The sequence below is a fragment of the Pseudomonas sp. MYb327 genome, from assembly GCF_040438925.1.
GTDB lineage: Bacteria > Pseudomonadota > Gammaproteobacteria > Pseudomonadales > Pseudomonadaceae > Aquipseudomonas.
Genome location: NZ_CP159258.1, coordinates 3,869,735 through 3,885,867, shown reverse-complemented (window position 1 = coordinate 3,885,867; position 16,133 = coordinate 3,869,735). Strand labels below are relative to the sequence as shown.

At 60.4% G+C, this 16,133-nt stretch carries 15 protein-coding genes; 1 reads left to right on the top strand and 14 read right to left on the bottom strand.

Annotation, left to right across the window (positions count from 1 at the left end):
• Nucleotides 1-35 precede the first annotated feature (35 nt).
• The 14 genes from pdeM to ABVN21_RS17490 all read right to left on the bottom strand — a co-directional run bounded on the left by pdeM (nt 36) and on the right by ABVN21_RS17490 (nt 15,233).
• A complete protein-coding gene (pdeM, locus tag ABVN21_RS17555; RefSeq protein WP_339555005.1) occupies nt 36-692 on the bottom strand; it encodes a ligase-associated DNA damage response endonuclease PdeM in 657 nt (218 codons plus the stop codon).
• A complete protein-coding gene (locus ABVN21_RS17550) occupies nt 689-3,178 on the bottom strand; it encodes a ligase-associated DNA damage response DEXH box helicase (RefSeq protein ID WP_339555108.1) in 2,490 nt (829 codons plus the stop codon). Before ABVN21_RS17550 ends, pdeM begins: the two co-directional genes overlap by 4 nt.
• Before the next feature lie 163 nt (nt 3,179-3,341).
• On the bottom strand, nt 3,342-4,106 hold the full coding sequence (locus ABVN21_RS17545; protein WP_339555006.1) for an ATP-binding cassette domain-containing protein: 765 nt from the start codon (nt 4,104-4,106) through the stop codon (nt 3,342-3,344).
• A gap of 13 nt (nt 4,107-4,119) precedes the next feature.
• Nucleotides 4,120-5,238, bottom strand: coding sequence for a succinylglutamate desuccinylase/aspartoacylase family protein (locus ABVN21_RS17540; protein WP_339555007.1), 1,119 nt, complete (start codon nt 5,236-5,238; stop codon nt 4,120-4,122).
• Between the two features lie 24 nt (nt 5,239-5,262).
• On the bottom strand, nt 5,263-5,973 hold the full coding sequence (locus ABVN21_RS17535; RefSeq protein WP_339555008.1) for an ABC transporter permease: 711 nt from the start codon (nt 5,971-5,973) through the stop codon (nt 5,263-5,265).
• A complete protein-coding gene (locus ABVN21_RS17530; protein ID WP_339555009.1) occupies nt 5,970-6,698 on the bottom strand; it encodes an ABC transporter permease in 729 nt (242 codons plus the stop codon). Before ABVN21_RS17530 ends, ABVN21_RS17535 begins: the two co-directional genes overlap by 4 nt.
• A 55-nt stretch (nt 6,699-6,753) precedes the next feature.
• Nucleotides 6,754-7,536 (bottom strand): transporter substrate-binding domain-containing protein, encoded by a 783-nt coding sequence (locus ABVN21_RS17525; RefSeq protein WP_339555010.1) that lies wholly within the window; start codon nt 7,534-7,536, stop codon nt 6,754-6,756.
• 329 nt (nt 7,537-7,865) lie between these two features.
• Nucleotides 7,866-9,554: an ATP-dependent DNA ligase gene (locus ABVN21_RS17520; protein WP_339555011.1), complete on the bottom strand. Its 1,689-nt coding sequence runs from the start codon at nt 9,552-9,554 to the stop codon at nt 7,866-7,868.
• A complete protein-coding gene (locus ABVN21_RS17515; protein ID WP_339555012.1) occupies nt 9,551-10,585 on the bottom strand; it encodes a ligase-associated DNA damage response exonuclease in 1,035 nt (344 codons plus the stop codon). Before ABVN21_RS17515 ends, ABVN21_RS17520 begins: the two co-directional genes overlap by 4 nt.
• 189 nt (nt 10,586-10,774) lie before the next feature.
• Nucleotides 10,775-13,225 (bottom strand): penicillin acylase family protein, encoded by a 2,451-nt coding sequence (locus tag ABVN21_RS17510; RefSeq protein WP_339555013.1) that lies wholly within the window; start codon nt 13,223-13,225, stop codon nt 10,775-10,777.
• Nucleotides 13,226-13,536: 311 nt separating this feature from the next.
• The gene (locus ABVN21_RS17505) at nt 13,537-13,737 is read right to left on the bottom strand and encodes an SEC-C metal-binding domain-containing protein (protein WP_034146774.1); all 201 of its coding nucleotides are present in this window, start codon (nt 13,735-13,737) and stop codon (nt 13,537-13,539) included.
• 5 nt (nt 13,738-13,742) lie between these two features.
• Complete coding sequence (locus ABVN21_RS17500; protein ID WP_339555014.1) at nt 13,743-14,228, bottom strand: LEA type 2 family protein; 486 nt, start codon at nt 14,226-14,228, stop codon at nt 13,743-13,745.
• A gap of 26 nt (nt 14,229-14,254) precedes the next feature.
• On the bottom strand, nt 14,255-14,731 hold the full coding sequence (locus ABVN21_RS17495; RefSeq protein WP_339555015.1) for a YchJ family protein: 477 nt from the start codon (nt 14,729-14,731) through the stop codon (nt 14,255-14,257).
• A gap of 4 nt (nt 14,732-14,735) precedes the next feature.
• Complete coding sequence (locus ABVN21_RS17490; RefSeq protein ID WP_034146771.1) at nt 14,736-15,233, bottom strand: DUF6231 family protein; 498 nt, start codon at nt 15,231-15,233, stop codon at nt 14,736-14,738.
• A 190-nt stretch (nt 15,234-15,423) separates the two neighbouring features.
• Here ABVN21_RS17490 and ABVN21_RS17485 point away from each other — a divergent pair, with 190 nt between their 5' ends.
• The gene (locus ABVN21_RS17485; protein WP_339555016.1) at nt 15,424-16,119 is read left to right on the top strand and encodes an OmpA family protein; all 696 of its coding nucleotides are present in this window, start codon (nt 15,424-15,426) and stop codon (nt 16,117-16,119) included.
• The last annotated feature ends 14 nt before the right edge of the window (nt 16,120-16,133 follow it).

Sequence of the window (16,133 nt, the reverse complement as noted above, 5' to 3'; positions counted from 1 at the left end):
ATTGAATGGTCAGTCAGCTGACGTCCTTGAAGACTTCAGCTGACTGGCCATATTTCGTTGTCACCGATGACAAAGATCCTACAGTCATCGTCTCGACGGACTTGATAACCCCCAGTAAATGCGCCGAAGGCGGGTAGCAGACTCACGTCTTCCCCGAGTCTGAAGCACGGCAGTCGCAAACTTTGCCGGCCTCGACCGTTCAGCCTATAGACCGGATGCACATGACCGGCCAGTACATGCCGATTCGGATACGGGCCGGGTTCGTGTTGCAGGGCGAAGGGCCCGAATAGCAATGGTTCCGTCACGACGCGAATGTTCAGCGAATCAGGCGGGTCGCCGGCGCGCTTGTCATGGTTGCCGCGGATCAGGGTCATCGGCAACTCACTGTGCCGCGTTCGCCATTCGGCCAGCGACTTCAGTGTGGCAATAGCATGGGAACCGGGCCCGTGGAGAAAGTCGCCAAGGAATATCAGCTGCCGACAGGGCAGCCCCTCCAGTATTGCGTCCAGTACGGCGATATTTTCAGCAGTCGTACCTTGGGGGACCGGCTGGCCCAGGCTGCGATACGCGGCTGCCTTGCCGAAGTGCACGTCGGCGACCAACAGCGCTTGTTGTGACGGCCAGTAAATGGCTTTCTCCGGCAACAACCAGAGCTCTTCTCCGGCCAGTCTTACGGGATAGGACGTACTCATCTGGCTTTAACCCGTTCTGCCGTTTTCTCCAGATCGCCCACCATCCGCCTGATTCGATCCGCGAGTTTTTCCGAACTCATGCTTTCGCGCATGCGTTCCACCAGCAAGGGAAACCCGAGTGGCGTAGGGCGCTTGATCGTATGCAGATCGAGTTGCAAGCGATTGATCCGCTCAAGTGTCTGCTCCAGGCGACGAATATCTAATTCTTCACGTAGGACTTCTTCCCCAGCCTGAGCCAACAGCAAATTCCTGGCGTCGTACTGTTTGAATACTTCAAAAAACAGACCACTCGAGGCCTGAACCTGACGCGTGCTTTTCGGTGCGCCCGGGTATCCGGCGAAAACCAGTCCGGCAATTCGCGCGATCTCCCGAAAGCGGCGTAGGGCCAGTTCCCCTGCGTTCAGGCTGGCGAGCACATCAACCAACAACTGATCCTGATTAAACAGGTCCGCGTTCAACTGCACGTGCCAATCCACAGGCGTCGCGCTCAGCAACTCCAGCCCGTAATCATTGACTGCGATCGAGAAGGTCACCGACTGCCGCTGGCTGACTCGCCACGCCAGCAAGCTCGCCAGCCCCAGATGCACCTGACGTCCGGCAAAGGGATAGAGGAAGAGGTGCCAGCCTTCGCGGGATTTCAGCGTTTCGGCCAGCAGACTGTTTTCGGTTGGCAGGCCCGACCACTTTTGCTGCAGCTCCAGCAGCGGCCGCAACGCCTGCATTTCCGGCCCCATGAACTGGCCTCGGGCCGCCGCACTGAACCGCGCGACCACGGCATTGGCCAGCTCGCTGGACAGTGGCATGCGCCCGCCATTCCAGCGTGGTACCGCAGCTTTTTTCACGGTGCTGCGCTTTACGTAGGCGGTCATGTTTTCCACCCGTACCAATTCCAGCAAGCGGCCGGCGAACAGGAAGCCATCACCCGGTTTGAGGCGCGCGATAAAGCCTTCTTCGACGCTGCCCAGTTGTTTGCCGCCACCGCCCTTGCTCCAGAACTTCAACTGGATGCTCGCGTCGCTGACGATGGTGCCGATGCTCATGCGATGCCGACGGGCCAGGCGCGCATCCGGTACGCGCCACACGCCGGTTTCATCGGGTTCGACACGCCGATAATCCGGATAGGCAGTCAGAGAAAGCCCACCGTGGCGTACGAAAGCCAGCGCCCAAACCCATTCCGCCGGGCCAAGGTCGCGATAGGCCCAGGCTCCGCGCACTTCTTCGTACAGTTCATCAGGCTGAAATCCACCACCCAGCGCCATGCTGACCACGTGTTGCACCAGCACATCGAGTGGCTTGTGGGGAGACTCCCGGGGTTCGATGCGACGTTGCGCCACCGCGTCCTGTGCCGCTGCGGCTTCGATCAATTCAAGGCTGTGGGTCGGCACCAGTGTCACTCGTGACACACGCCCCGGTGCATGACCGGAGCGGCCCGCGCGTTGCATCAGCCGCGCTACGCCTTTGGCCGAGCCGATTTGCAGCACCCGTTCCACTGGCAGGAAGTCCACGCCCAGGTCCAGGCTGGAGGTGCAGACCACCGCTTTGAGTTGGCCTTCCTTGAGCGCGCGTTCGACCCAGTCACGGGTGTCGCGGGACAACGAACTGTGATGCAGCGCGATCAACCCGGCCCAGTCCGGACGGGCCTCGAGCAGGGCCTGATACCAGATTTCCGATTGCGCGCGGGTGTTGGTGAACACCAGGCTGCTGGCGCTGGACTCAATCTCCAGGACGACCTGCGGCAACATCTTCAGGCCGATGTGCCCGGCCCAGGGAAAACGTTCGATGGTGGGCGGAAGCAGCGTATCGACCCGTAGCTCTTTGGTGATTTGCACCTGAACACTGATGCCGCCACCTTGTGGGATGAGTACCCGCTCGGCGTGAGATTGATTACCCAGCGTCGCGGAAACGCCCCAGACGATCAGTTCGGGATGCCAGCGGCGCAAGCGAGCGAGGGCCAGTTGCAATTGCACACCACGTTTGTTGCCGAGTAGTTCATGCCATTCATCAACCACTACCATGCGCAAGGTCGCGAGTGCGGTTTGTGCGTCGGCACGGGCGAGCATCAGGGTCAGGCTTTCCGGCGTAGTGATAAGCGTGGTCGGCAGACGCCGGCTCTGGCGAGCGCGTTCGCTGCTGCTGGTGTCGCCGGTACGCAGGCCGATGCTCCACGGAATTTGCAAGTCGTGCAGCGGCGCTTCCAGTGCGCGGGCGGTGTCGGCGGCCAAGGCGCGCATTGGGGTTATCCACAACACGGTCAAGGGTTCGGCCACGGCTTTGCGTTTACGGGGTGTTTGCACCGCAGGTGAAGAGTGGGCGAAGCGATTGAGTGCGCCGAACCAGACTGCGTAAGTTTTGCCGGCGCCGGTGCTGGCGTGCAACAGCCCGGACTGCCCTTGTTTGACCGCCGACCACACCTGTTGCTGAAAGGTGAATGGCTTCCAGTCGCGAGTAGCGAACCAGCGTTTGGCGAAGTCGGTGGTTGTTCCCATGCCGGCGTTGTGCGCTCTGGAAGTGTTCTTCCAGTGACCACGACGCACTACCAAAGGTTTAACGCGGTCCTTTAGGAGTTGCCGCAGGCTGCGATCTTTTGATCTTGATTTGTAGAAGCGAAATCAAAATATCGCAGCCTGCGGCAGCTCCTACAGGGCGAGGTTACTTGAGGTTGCCGCTGAGGAACTGCCTCAACCGCTCGCTCTTCGGATTGCCCAGCACGTCTTCCGGCGCGCCTTCTTCCTCAACCAGGCCCTGGTGCAGAAACAGCACCTGGCTCGATACCTTGCGGGCAAAGCTCATTTCGTGGGTCACCATGATCATGGTCCGGCCTTCTTCGGCCAGGCCCTGAATCACACGAAGTACTTCCCCGACCAGCTCCGGGTCCAGCGCCGAGGTCGGTTCGTCGAACAACATGACTTCCGGTTCCATGGCGAGGGCACGGGCAATGGCTACGCGCTGTTGCTGGCCGCCGGAGAGGAACGCCGGGTACTGATCGGCGACTCGCGCCGGCAGGCCGACCTTGTCGAGGTAGCGTCGGGCGCGGTCTTCGGCTTCCTGCTTGCTGCAACCCAGCACCCGGCGCGGAGCCATGGTGATGTTTTCCAGCACGGTCATGTGGCTCCACAGGTTGAAGTGCTGGAACACCATGGCCAGTCGGGTGCGGATGCGTTGCAGTTCATCGGGGTCGGCCACGTGCATGCCGTGGCGATCCTTGACCATGCGGATCGCCTGGCCGTCGAGGCTCATTGCCCCGTCGTTGGGTTGTTCGAGAAAGTTGATGCAACGCAGGAAGGTACTTTTGCCCGAGCCGCTGGCGCCGATCAGGCTGATGACGTCGCCGGTGTTGGCCTTGAGCGAAACGCCTTTGAGCACCTCATGATCGCCATAGCTTTTATGCAGGCCTTCAATGGTCAGTTTGTACATGGAGCATGCATCCTCAAGGCGAAAGTAGGTAGCCGCTGCGATAGGCTTCGGCGCCCGCGACGTGGGCGATCACCATGCCGGCCGTGGCCATGCGGCGCAGCGAACGGGCGTACATCAACCCGGCGGCGGTGCAATGGACAGGCGTGACACGGTCTGAGATCGGATCAATGATTTCGGCGATAAGCTGCCCGGCTTCCAGGTATTCCCCCGGGAGCGCGGTGAACACCAGCAGCCCGCCGACAGGCGTTGCCACCGGCTCGACACCCGCCAGCGGTGTGGCGGGGTAGGGCAACTTGGGCAGTGGCGCCGGTTCACCGGCGATTGCACCGAAGTGAATCAGGTAATCAATCAGCGCCTGGCTGTCGAGACTGGCCAATGGGTGATTGACGTCGCCCTGGCCACGCAGTTCGACAGTGACCGAGAAACTGCCCGGCGGAATGTCGAATTGCTCGCCGAAGCGTTCTTTCAATTGCCACCAGAGCAGGGTGAAGCATTCGTCGAACGACTGGCCGCCGGAATCGGTGGCCAGCAGGCTGGCTTCGGCACCGATGTAACGGGCCAGCGGCTCGACCTGCGGCCAGGCCTCGGGCGTGGTGTACAGGTGCGCGACGGCTTCGAAATCGCAATGCAGGTCCAGCACCATGTCGGCATCGCAAGCCAGCCGTTGCAGGGTCAGGCGCTGGGATTGCAGCTGGGTGCTGGCGGTCTGCCGAGCCAGTGCACTGCGCAGGCTGTTGCGGATCAGTTCGAGGTTACGCTGCGAGTCTCTGGTGAGTTGGCCTTCGATTTCGTTGCCGACCTCTTCGCTCAAATCGACGAACCAGCGGTTGAAATTTTGCCCGCTTTCCAGTTCGTAACGGCCCAGCGGTACATCCATCAGCACTTGTTCCAGGCCGACCGGGTTGGCCACCGGCACCAGCACGATTTCGCTGCGCAGGCGACCGGCGGCTTCCAGCTCCGCCAGGCGCTGCTTGAGATGCCAGGCCACCAGCATGCCGGGTATTTCATCGGCGTGCAGGGACGACTGGATGTAGATTTTGCCTTGGGCCGAGGTCGGCCCGTAATGAAAACTGTGGATCTGTCGTGCGGTCCCCGGCAGTGGGGCGAGCAGGTCATGAATCTGGTGGCGCATTTTTCTTATATCCCGAAGCGGGTCCTAGTGGGTCGGCCCGAGGAAGGCCAGCCATCGACGTTCGGCGAGGCGGAACAGGCCGACCAGCGCAAAGGTGACGGTCAGGTAGATCAGCGCGGCAATGCCGAACGACTGGAAGGTCAGGAAGGTCGCCGAGTTGGCGTCCCGAGCGACTTTCAGGATGTCCGGGATGGTCGCGGTGAACGCCACGGTGGTCGAGTGCAGCATCAGGATCACTTCGTTGCTGTAATACGGCAACGAACGGCGCAGGGCCGAAGGCATGATCACGTAGGCATACAGCTTCCAGCCGGTCAGGCCGTAAGCCTTGGCCGCTTCGACTTCGCCGTGGTTCATGCTGCGAATCGCCCCGGCGAAAATCTCCGTGGTGTAGGCGCAGGTGTTCAGGGCGAAGGCGAGGATGGTGCAGTTCATCGCATCGCGGAAGAAGCTGTCGAGCAACGGTTGCGCGCGTACGGCGGCCAGGCTGTAGATCCCGGTGTAGCAAATCAGCAGCTGGATGTAGAGCGGCGTGCCACGGAACAGATAGGTGTAGAACTGCACCGGCCAGCGAATGTAGAAGTGCGGCGAAACCTGGGCGATGGATAGCGGGATCGATACGATGAAACCGATGAAAATCGACGCGCTGAGCAACCACATGGTCATGGCCAGACCGGTGATGTTCTGGCCGTCGGTGTAGAGGAAGGCTTTCCAGTATTCCTGCAGGAGTTCGATCATCGCACGGCCTCCCGGGTCCCTGCGGCGTAGCGGCGTTCGAGCCAGCGCAGAATGAAGTTGGAGGCACTGGTGATCAGCAGATAGATCAGTGCCGCGAGAACCAGGAAGTAGAACAGCTGATAGCTGCTTTTACCCGCATCCTGGGCAGCCTTGACCAGATCGGCGAGACCAATGATCGACACCAGCGCAGTGGCCTTGAGCATCACCATCCAGTTGTTGCCGATACCCGGCAGGGCGTAGCGCATCATCTGCGGAAACACCACGATGCGAAAACGCTGGCCGCGGCTGAGGCCGTAAGCGGTGGCCGCTTCGACCTGACCGCGAGGCACGGCAAGGATCGCGCCGCGGAAGGTTTCGGTGAAGTACGCGCCGTAAATGAAGCCCAGGGTCAGTACCCCGGCACTGAACGGGTTGATCTCGATGTATTCCCATTCCATGTAGTCGGTGAGCGACGTCAGCCAGGTTTGCAGGCTGTAGAAGATCAGCAGCATCAGCACCAGGTCCGGCACCCCGCGAATCAGCGTGGTGTAGCACTGGGCAACCAGGCGCAGCAGTTTGACTTTTGACAGTTTGGCGCTGGCGCCGAGCAGGCCGAGCAATACGGCCACCAGCAGCGACATCGCCGATAATTTGATGGTCATCCAGGTGCCTTCCATCAGCAAAGGACCGAAGCCCTTGAGGCTGAAGGCTGAGAGCCCCAGATGTTGCAGGAGGTTTTCGAACATAAATCAGCAACCTGATGGGTAAAAAAAGCGCCCATCGCGAGATGGGCGCCGGGCATTATTTGCCGCTGTACAGATTCAGATCGCCAAAGTGTTTTTTCTGAATGGTGGCGTAGGTGCCATCATCGTGTAACGCTTTGATACCTTTATCCAAAAGTGCTTTCAGCTCGGTGTTACCTTTCTTAATACCGACCGCCGTCTTGGCTGGCAGCAGTTCGCTGTCGACCGGCTTACTGATTTCGTAATCGGCACCGTTTGGCGACTTCAGGAAGCCCAGTTCGGCTTGCAACATGTCCTGGATACCGGCGTCGAGACGACCGGAAGTCAGGTCGGAATACACCTGGTCCTGGTTCTGATAGGCCTGGGTTTTGACGCCAGCCTTGTCCAGAACGGCTTTGGCGTAGGCTTCCTGGATGGTGCCTTGCTCGTAGCCTACGGTTTTGCCCTTCAGCGAAGCGACGTCTGCGGTGATGCCCGAACCTTTCTTGGAAACGTAAGCGGTTGGGCCGGAGAACAGCTCGCTGGAGAAGTCGATGACTTTTTCGCGGGCCGGGGTGACGGTCATCGAGGAGATCACGCCGTCGAATTTATTGGCCTTCAGGCCAGGAATCATGCCGTCGAAATCGCTTTCGACCCATTTGCACTTGACCTTCAGCTCGGCACAGATTGCGTTGCCCAGATCGATGTCGAAACCCACCAGGTTGCCGTCGGCCGCTTTCGACTCGAACGGTGCGTAAGAAGGGTCAACGCCAAAACGCAATTCCTTGTATTCCTTTGCCAGCGCAGAGCCAGCAGCTACGCACAATGCCAGTGCAGAAAGGGTCAGCAATGCTTTTTTCATTATTCAATCCCTAAGAACCAATATGAGCGCTTGTGGCGCAGAATTATTGTTACTGGTAAGCGTAAGACCTAATGAAAGTAGCAATTTCCGAACCAGAGTGGCGAACAAGCGTTTAAAAGGCGCTCGGGAAATTGCCGGAGAGGATTAGTGCACGAAAATGGGCGGCGTGGGAAGCCTGCACCGTTTTGGATCCTGATCATTGTGGCGGGGGCTGGAAACATCTGATTTTTGTAGGAGCCGGCTTGCTGGCGATACCGCCGCATCATTCACATGGATGGCAGCTGACACACCGGCATCGCCAGCAAGCCGGCTCCTACAGATGAATACGTTCAGGCAAGCAAATCCTGCAACGTCGCGAGATGATCAGCCTCTTCGACCGTCTTGTCCTGCCGCCAGCGCAACATCCGCGGAAAACGCACCGCGATCCCGCTCTTGTGCCGCTTGGACAGGGCAATGCCTTCAAACCCCAGCTCAAACACCAGGCTGGGTTTCACGCTGATCACCGGACCGAACTTTTCCACCGTGGTTTTACGCACGATGTTGTCTACCTGACGCATTTCTTCATCGGTCAGCCCCGAGTAGGCCTTGGCGAACGGCACGAGCGTGCGTTCGCTGGCATCGGGTGGCCCGTCCCAGACGGCGAAGGTGTAATCGCTGTAGAGACTGGCCCGACGGCCATGCCCGCGTTGCGCATAAATGAGCACCGCGTCGACGCTGAACGGGTCGACTTTCCATTTCCACCACACTCCGATGTCCTTGGTGCGACCAACGCCGTACAGCGCCTCCCGCGCCTTGAGCATCATGCCTTCGACGCCGAGGCTGCGAGACGCTTCCCGCTGCCGGGCGAGATCGAACCAGTCCGCACCGGTCAACAATGGCGAGGCGAGTAGCACCGGGTTGTTGGCGTGGGCGATGACTTGTTCCAGTTGTGCGCGACGCCGGGCTTGCGGGTGGTTGCGCCAGTCTTCGCCCTGCCATTCCAGCAAGTCGTAAGCGAGCACGACCACGGGGACGTCAGTGAGAATTTTCTTGCTCAGGGTTTTTCGGCCGATCCGCTGTTGCAGCAGGGCGAACGGCTGGACGGAGGGCGACGCTGGCGATTGTGGGTTGAAGGCATCTTCGGTGTCGGGTGGCTGGTGCTTCCACACAACAATTTCCCCGTCGATCACCGTGCCGTCGGGCAGGCAATGAACCAGGCTTTCGAACTCGGGAAAACGTTCTGTGACCAGTTCTTCACCCCGCGACCAGACCCACAGTCGACCGTCGCGTTTCACCACTTGGGCACGAATGCCATCCCACTTCCACTCGACTTGCCATTGGCTGGCCGGGCCGAGCAGCGCTTCGAATTGTTCGACCGGTTGCGACAGCGCGTGGGCGAGGAAAAACGGATAGGGCTGACCGCCGCGTTGGGCATGTTCATCCGCCGATTCGGCGGCGATCAATTTCAAGTAATTGGCCGCGCTCGGGCGGTTGGACAAGTCGGTATAGCCCACCAAACGCTGAGCCACGCGTTTGCTGTCCAGATGAGCCATGGACGCCAGGGCTCGGGTCACCAGTAACTTGGAAACGCCTACGCGAAAACTGCCGGTGATCAATTTGATGCACAACATCAGGCTGGAGCGGTCCAGTTGCTTCCAGAGTTCGGGTAGTCGTTCGGCGAGCACGACGGGGGATTCGCCGCGCAAGGGCAGCAATTTGTCTTCGATCCACACCGCCAGCCCGTCGCTGGAGCTATGCATCGATTCCGGCAGAACCAGTGAAATGGTCTCTGCCAGATCGCCCACCGCCTGATAGCTCTCTTCGAACAACCATGTCGACAGCCCGGAATACGCTACTGCCAATTCCCGCAGGACGCGCACTGGCACCAGTTGCCGGGGACGCCCGCCGGACAAAAAGTACACCGCCCACGCGGCATCTTCAGGTGCTGCCTGCGCGAAGTAGCGTTGCATCGCGGCCAGTTTGGCGTTGCTTGAGGTCGTGGCGTCGAGCTCGCTGTACAACTCGGCGAACGCTTTCATGGCTGCGCCTCGACGAGCTCGGGCGCGGTGGGTGAAGGCTCCTCTTCATCGTCCCCGTATTCGGTGGTGAAGCCCTGTGCATCGAGGCCTTGCTCGCGCAAGTAACGCACCAGCACGGCGACAGAACCATGGGTGACCATCACCCGTTCGGCGCCGGTCTGTTCGATGGCCCAGAGCAGGCCAGGCCAATCGGCGTGATCGGACAAGACGAAGCCGCGATCCACACCGCGACGCCGACGCGTGCCGCGCAGGCGCATCCAGCCGCTGGCGAAGCCGTCGCTGTAGTCGCCGAAACGACTCATCCAGGTGCTGCCGCTGGCCGAAGGCGGGGCGATGACCAGGGCTTTGCGTATCATCGGGTCGCTTTTTTTCAGTTCCCCGGCATAAATCGTTGGCGGCAGGTAGACGCCGCTTTCGCGATAAACACGGTTCAACGGCTCAACCGCGCCATGCGCCAGGATGGGGCCGAGGCTGGCGTCGATACCGTGGAGAATGCGTTGAGCCTTGCCGAAGGAATAGCAGAACAGCACGCTGGCCTTGTCCTCGGCGGCATTGGCTTGCCACCACTGATTGATCTCGGCAAACACCTCTGCCTGCGGTTGCCAGCGATAGATCGGCAGGCCGAAGGTCGATTCGGTGATGAAGGTATGGCAGCGCACCGGTTCGAACGGTGCGCAGGTGCCGTCGGGTTCGATTTTGTAGTCACCGGAAGCGACCCAGACTTCGCCGCCGTATTCGAGGCGCACCTGCGCCGAGCCGAGTACGTGACCGGCGGGGTGAAAACTCAAGGTGACGCCGTGATGCAGCAACCGCTCGCCATAGGCCAGGGTTTGCAAGTTGATGTCCTGGCCCAATCTGGCGCGCAGAATCCCTTCACCGGGGGACGCCGCCAGATAATGTTCATTACCGGTGCGGGCATGGTCGCCGTGGGCGTGGGTGATGACCGAACGCTCGACCGGCCGCCACGGGTCGATGTAGAAATCGCCGGCGGGGCAGTACAAGCCTTCGGGACGTGCGATAACAAGATCCATGTCGTTGCCGGAATGGAGGGACTTGTTAGCTATGAGGTGGGCGCGTGGCGAGAAGTTCTATCGGGATGTAGGGGCGAGCACCATGCAACCGGTAGGAGCAAGCTTGCTCGCGATTAGGCCATATCAGCCGCCATTGAGGTGACTGACACACCGCCATCGCGAGCAAGCTTGCTCCTACAAGAGATAGGTTTATTTCCCTGGTGTCAGGGTCAAGCGCTTGGTTCCGTACATCTTGTCGTAGTTCTGCGTTTGCATCGGCAGGCTGATGTATTGGCCCTTCAGCCACGCGTCGATGCTGTTCAGGTAGTTCGGGCTGGCGGGGTTGCCGGACTGGCCGGTGGCGTTCTGGCCCATTAGCGGTTCGGCCTGGCCGAAGTCGACAATGAAGCGCATGGCCGGTGCCAACGTGGTGTTGAAGTCCTGGCCCCAGGCGAATGCAGCAGTGTTGAGCGTGGTGTGATCGCCACCGGCCGCCAGCGGACCGCGCACGGTCTGGCCACTGCTGTTCTTCCATTCGTAGCGGTGCAATTTGCCCCACTGCCAGGCCTTGTGATCGCCGCCCAACTGGCTGTCGCCAGCACTGATCGCTGCGGCGAGACTGCGGGCGAGGATCGCCGGTTTGTCTTCTTTCTGCGCGGTGCGCGCGTCATCCCAGAACGGACTGTCCTCGCGCCCCAGCAGGTGATCGGCCTGGGCGGCATAGGACAACTTGCCGTTGGCGATAAAGGCTTTCCACGCCGGGCTGCTTTCCGGGCCCAATTCATCGAGGAAAATCTGCTGGGTACTTTCTTGCAGAAACAACTCGTAGATCGCCGCGTCGGCGGAAGTCGGGCTGAGCTTGCCGTCGAACGCCATCAAGCGGGTCAGTGCCTCGCGCGCCTTGCCTTGATCGGCCACCGGCAAGGCCTGAATCGCCTGTTTCAGCGGCTGGGCCATGCCCGGTGCCTCGAACATTTTTTTCAGTTTGGCGGCGAAGGTGGTGGTCTGGTCGTACTGCATGGCGATCACGCTGCGGGTGTCATGTTTGCCAACGCTGGCCAGTTCCGCCAGGCGTTCGCCACGCTCCGGGGCCGACCAGGAATTGGACAGCTGCATGCCGTAGCCATGGGGGATGACCCGCTGGTTGGCGGTGCCGAGCCAGCCTTGGGCCGGGTCCTGATCGTAAGGGTGCAGCATCGGGTCGGCGTATCCGTCCCAGTCATAACGACCGTCCCAACCCGGCGAGGGCAGCAGGCCTTCGCCTTCGCGACGGTTCGGGAAACGGCCGGTGACTTGCCAGCCGATGTTGCTCGCGTCGGCAAACACCAGATTCAGGGCGATGGCGCGGATCTCGCGGCTGGCGTCCGATGCTCTTTCGACATTCTGCGCGCGGGACAGGTCGAAAAACGCGTCCAGAGTTTTGTCGTCAGTAAAATTCGGTGTTTGCAAGGCCAGGCCGTAGCCGCTGCCCTGTGCCAGGCCCTGGGCGCTGTTGAGCAGCGGGCCGTGGCGGGTTTCAAACACCGCTTCGCGAATCGGCCGCTGGCCTTTGACGAAATAGGTTTCGTTGCGCACGGTCGCCGCTTGCCATTTACCGCCGACTTCATAGGCCAGGCCGTTGCCCTGGCGTTTGATTTTTTCCAGGAACAGGTCTTGGTTGTCACCCATGACGGTGGTCATGCTCCAGGCGACTTTGCCGTTGAAGCCGCCAAGCACCATCGGCAACCCGGCAATGGTCACGCCGGACGCCTGGTACTTGGGTGCGCGGATCTGCACGTAGCTGTACAACGACGGCACGCCCATCGGCCCGTGGGCGTCGCTGGCCAACAGGCTTTTGCCGCTGCGGCTGCGTTGCGGGGCAATGGCCCAGTTGTTCGATGACGTGGCGCCCAGCAGATTCAGGTCAGACAACTGACTCGTGGCTTTGCTGATGTCCGCCAGCCCCGGGACTTGCCCGTTGAGCTGAATGCCCTGGAGCTTTTCGCTTTCGGCCAGCGGCAGTTTTTCGTCGGGGGCGGAGGGGGTCAGCCACGGCAGTTTGTCGCTGGTGACCGTTTGGGCCAGCACCAGCGAGGAAATTTCTTCGGGCAGGTTGGCCGACTGGCTGAAGTTCAACAGGCAGAAAATCAGCGCCGAATCTTCCGGCTTCCAGTATTCAGGCTTGTAACCGCTGGCGGCGAGATCGGCCGGCAGTTTGTCGCGATAGCGGAACAGGTAAGCGTTGACCCCACGGGCATAGACTTCGAAGAAACGCTGCAGGCGCGGCGAAGAAGCCTTGTACAGCTCAGCGGCGCTTTTCTTCAGGTTGACCGCGCGCATGTAGCGGTCGGCATCCAGCAGGTCAGAGCCCTGCATCTCCGCCAAACGCCCCTGGGCCAGCAAGCGCAGGGTGACCATTTGCGTGATGCGGTCGCTGGCGTGCACGTAGCCGAGGGTGAACAGCGCGTCGTGGAACGTGCTGCTTTCGATCAACGGCATGCCCATGGCATTGCGGCGCACCGAAACATTTTGCGCCAGGCCCTTGAGCGGCTGTACGCCGATTGCCGGCGGAACAGTGTCCTGGGCATTGAAGCTCTGGCAACCGGTCAGGCTCAAAACCCCCGCGACTGCTGCGGCAACGCCGAACCGGGGTAGAAAATCAGTAAGGGCTGGCGAGGCCATGGCAAAGCTCCTGCGGGGGTAGAGACGCAATAAAGCCGCTACGTTAGTGAGCAGGCAGTGGCCGCGCAAGCGGGGTATGGACTTATTTCTGGATTTGTCCAAGCCGTCCTGTTTACGCTCTATGAATAGGTGCGCGGGATGTCGTTGGAGAACCTGCATGGGGAGTACGCGACGGTTGTCAGTACCGCACAAATCCTGATGGCCGAATAAAAACCTGTAGGAGCTGGCTCGCCAGCGAAGCGGTGTGTCTGACAGACCGCGTTGCATTGATCGCCGGCAAGCCGGCTCCTACAGGGGATGGGGCTAACCCATCAAGCGCCGTGGCACTTCTTGAATTTCTTGCCGTTGCCGCATGGGCAAGGATCGTTGCGACCAACGTCTTTCAGGGCGTTGCGCACCGGTTCCTGGTGAGCATGGCCGCAGTTCGGGCCGTGGACATGGCCATGGTCGTGATCATGATGGTCGTGATCGTGATTGCAGTCAGGGCCATGGACATGGGGTTGCTGGGTCATCGGGGTTACTCCGGAATTAGATCGGCGGGGATTATCACGCCATTACGCGTCAGGTGCACGTAGTGGGCGATGAATAAACCGGTTTCCAGTTCACCTTCCAGACGATAGGGAATGGACTGCTCCGCGTTTTTCAGCTGTTTCACCAGGCCTTTGAGCTTGGACCACAGGTTGGTGCGGATCGGCACTTTGTAATGACGGCTGCTGTTGGGGTCCACTGTGATCCAGTGTTCATGCTCGCCTTCGGCCAGGAGGATGTCGCCAAGGTGGATGCGATATTCCAGGCCGCGCACGGTCAGCTCGCTGTCGTTGGGATTGTCGATGCGAAAATGCAGGACGAAGCGTTGCTCCATCAGTTTGGCCCGCACGACTTCTACCCGGACCAGATGCACCTCGGGGTCCGGTTCATCGCTGCTGAACCATGACGCACAGCCGCCGAGGCCCAGGAACAGGGCCGCCGTGAGCAGATAGAGTGCGAGTCGCCGGGTGATCATGGTCGTGGTTCTCCTTGAACCACAGTCTAGACGCCGAAATACCCCGAGCAGCACTTCTTGAATTTCTGCCCGCTGGCGCAAGGGCAGGCGTCGTTGCGTCCGATGTCGAGCTGCACGGTCGGATCGATGAAGTACCAACGCCCGGCGTTCTGCACGAACGACGAGCGTTCACGATGACTGTGTTCGCCGCTGCCGTCGTGCCAACGCGCGGTAAAAGTCACGAAGGCGTGCTCCGGTTGTCCGCCGAGGACTTCCGAGCTTTCCACCTCAAGGCCCAGCCAGGTACTTTGCGCACTCCAGTCGCTGATCGATTGACGATCGAGGCCCGGTTGCTGCGCGGGCAGGGTGGTCGCCACCAGATAATCGATCAGGCCCAGCACATAGGCGCTATAGCGCGAACGCATCAAGGCATCGGCACAAGGCGCCGGATGGCCAGCATGGTAATGACCGCAGCAGGCGTCGAGCAGGGTGCCGCTGCCGCAAGGGCAAATGGATGTACTCATTGCGTTACCACCAATATTTCCCGAAGTTTTCCGGATTGGCCCAGAAACGCGAGTTGAGCCAGTCAGGTACTTGTTTGTAGTCAAGCAGATCATAGGTAAACAGGGTCAGCACTTGTTCGTCGCGCTGGAAGCGTTCGCTGGCTTGCAGGGCCAGGGAGAAAAAATCGGTCTCCTGCCAACCGCTGGCCGGCAGGTCCGCCAGCACCGCGATACGGCTGGCATTGAGGTTGCGAATGCCGCCTAGCAAGTTCAGACCGTCGCGTTTGGGCAGGTGTTCGAGGCAATCGAGCACCAGCGCCAGGTCAAACCGGCGCGCCGCCAGTTCGGCGGGCAATGGTCCGGGTGCCGCATGCGCTACCTCGCTGTCCGGGTGCGCAAGCTTGAACGCTTCAAGCGCGGGGAACTCGCTGGCGCCAATCAGCAACAGGCGCGACGGGGCGTAACGATCCAGCAAAGCGGCCAGCGCCTGTTGCGGCGTGCGCGAAGAAATACCTGCAATCATCGAAGATCCTCAATCAGATCTGCCAAGACTAGCCTGCCCGCCAGTTCGAGCCTAGAGCGGGTTTACCGTAAATGTGACGATCAGTCGTGAACGCCAGGCAAAACTGCAATGGCCTATTGCTGGCGGAGATTAAAAGTCCGGTCTTTACTCCGTGAATCGGTTCTAAGCCGATCCTTCAGGAGAAAACTAGATGAGCATAGTTCGGACAGCATTACCCCTGGTTCTGCTAACCAGTGTGTTGACTGGTTGCGCAGATTTGCAGAAAACCGACTGGCCGACCTGTGCGGCGGTCGGTGGTGTCGTAGGTGCGGGTCTCGGCGCGACCGAGAGCTCGTCGTGGGCAGGCTGGGGCGCCCTGGTTGTCGGCGGTACGGCAGCAGCCTATTGCTGGGTTCACGGTGATGGTGACGAAGACGGCGATAGCGTGCTGGATAGCCGCGACAAATGCCCGGGCACGCCTAAAGGCGTGAGGGTCGATGCCGATGGTTGCCCTCCACCAGCACCTGCTCCAGTGGTTGAAGAGGCCGTGGTGGTCAAGGAAGAAGTCATTGTCATCCGCGACGTCAACTTCCAGTTCGACTCGGCCAAGCTGACAGCCGCCGACAAAGACAAGCTCAACACCATTGCCACTCGCCTGAAACAAGAAGCTGCAAGCGCCCGGTTGACCGTAACCGGTCACACCGACAGCGTGGGCAGCGATGCCTACAACCAGAAACTGTCGGATAAACGCGCCCACTCGGTGGTGGAATATCTGATCGAAAGTGGTGTACCACGCAGCAGCTTCGTGTCGGTGTCCGGTGCCGGTGAAAGCCAACCGGTTGCAGACAACAAAACCGCTGACGGCCGTGCGCAAAACCGTCGCACGGAAATCAAAATCAACCGCTAGGTCCCTCGCATCCG

What these genes read in the sequence shown, in the direction of transcription:
- pdeM (WP_339555005.1), bottom strand. Translation starts at nt 692, where the DNA reads ATGAGTACGTCCTATCCCGTAAGACTGGCCGGAGAAGAGCTCTGGTTG.
- ABVN21_RS17550 (WP_339555108.1), bottom strand. Translation starts at nt 3,178, where the DNA reads ATGGGAACAACCACCGACTTCGCCAAACGCTGGTTCGCTACTCGCGAC.
- ABVN21_RS17545 (WP_339555006.1), bottom strand. Translation starts at nt 4,106, where the DNA reads ATGTACAAACTGACCATTGAAGGCCTGCATAAAAGCTATGGCGATCAT.
- ABVN21_RS17540 (WP_339555007.1), bottom strand. Translation starts at nt 5,238, where the DNA reads ATGCGCCACCAGATTCATGACCTGCTCGCCCCACTGCCGGGGACCGCA.
- ABVN21_RS17535 (WP_339555008.1), bottom strand. Translation starts at nt 5,973, where the DNA reads ATGATCGAACTCCTGCAGGAATACTGGAAAGCCTTCCTCTACACCGAC.
- ABVN21_RS17530 (WP_339555009.1), bottom strand. Translation starts at nt 6,698, where the DNA reads ATGTTCGAAAACCTCCTGCAACATCTGGGGCTCTCAGCCTTCAGCCTC.
- ABVN21_RS17525 (WP_339555010.1), bottom strand. Translation starts at nt 7,536, where the DNA reads ATGAAAAAAGCATTGCTGACCCTTTCTGCACTGGCATTGTGCGTAGCT.
- ABVN21_RS17520 (WP_339555011.1), bottom strand. Translation starts at nt 9,554, where the DNA reads ATGAAAGCGTTCGCCGAGTTGTACAGCGAGCTCGACGCCACGACCTCA.
- ABVN21_RS17515 (WP_339555012.1), bottom strand. Translation starts at nt 10,585, where the DNA reads ATGGATCTTGTTATCGCACGTCCCGAAGGCTTGTACTGCCCCGCCGGC.
- ABVN21_RS17510 (WP_339555013.1), bottom strand. Translation starts at nt 13,225, where the DNA reads ATGGCCTCGCCAGCCCTTACTGATTTTCTACCCCGGTTCGGCGTTGCC.
- ABVN21_RS17505 (WP_034146774.1), bottom strand. Translation starts at nt 13,737, where the DNA reads ATGACCCAGCAACCCCATGTCCATGGCCCTGACTGCAATCACGATCAC.
- ABVN21_RS17500 (WP_339555014.1), bottom strand. Translation starts at nt 14,228, where the DNA reads ATGATCACCCGGCGACTCGCACTCTATCTGCTCACGGCGGCCCTGTTC.
- ABVN21_RS17495 (WP_339555015.1), bottom strand. Translation starts at nt 14,731, where the DNA reads ATGAGTACATCCATTTGCCCTTGCGGCAGCGGCACCCTGCTCGACGCC.
- ABVN21_RS17490 (WP_034146771.1), bottom strand. Translation starts at nt 15,233, where the DNA reads ATGATTGCAGGTATTTCTTCGCGCACGCCGCAACAGGCGCTGGCCGCT.
- ABVN21_RS17485 (WP_339555016.1), top strand. Translation starts at nt 15,424, where the DNA reads ATGAGCATAGTTCGGACAGCATTACCCCTGGTTCTGCTAACCAGTGTG.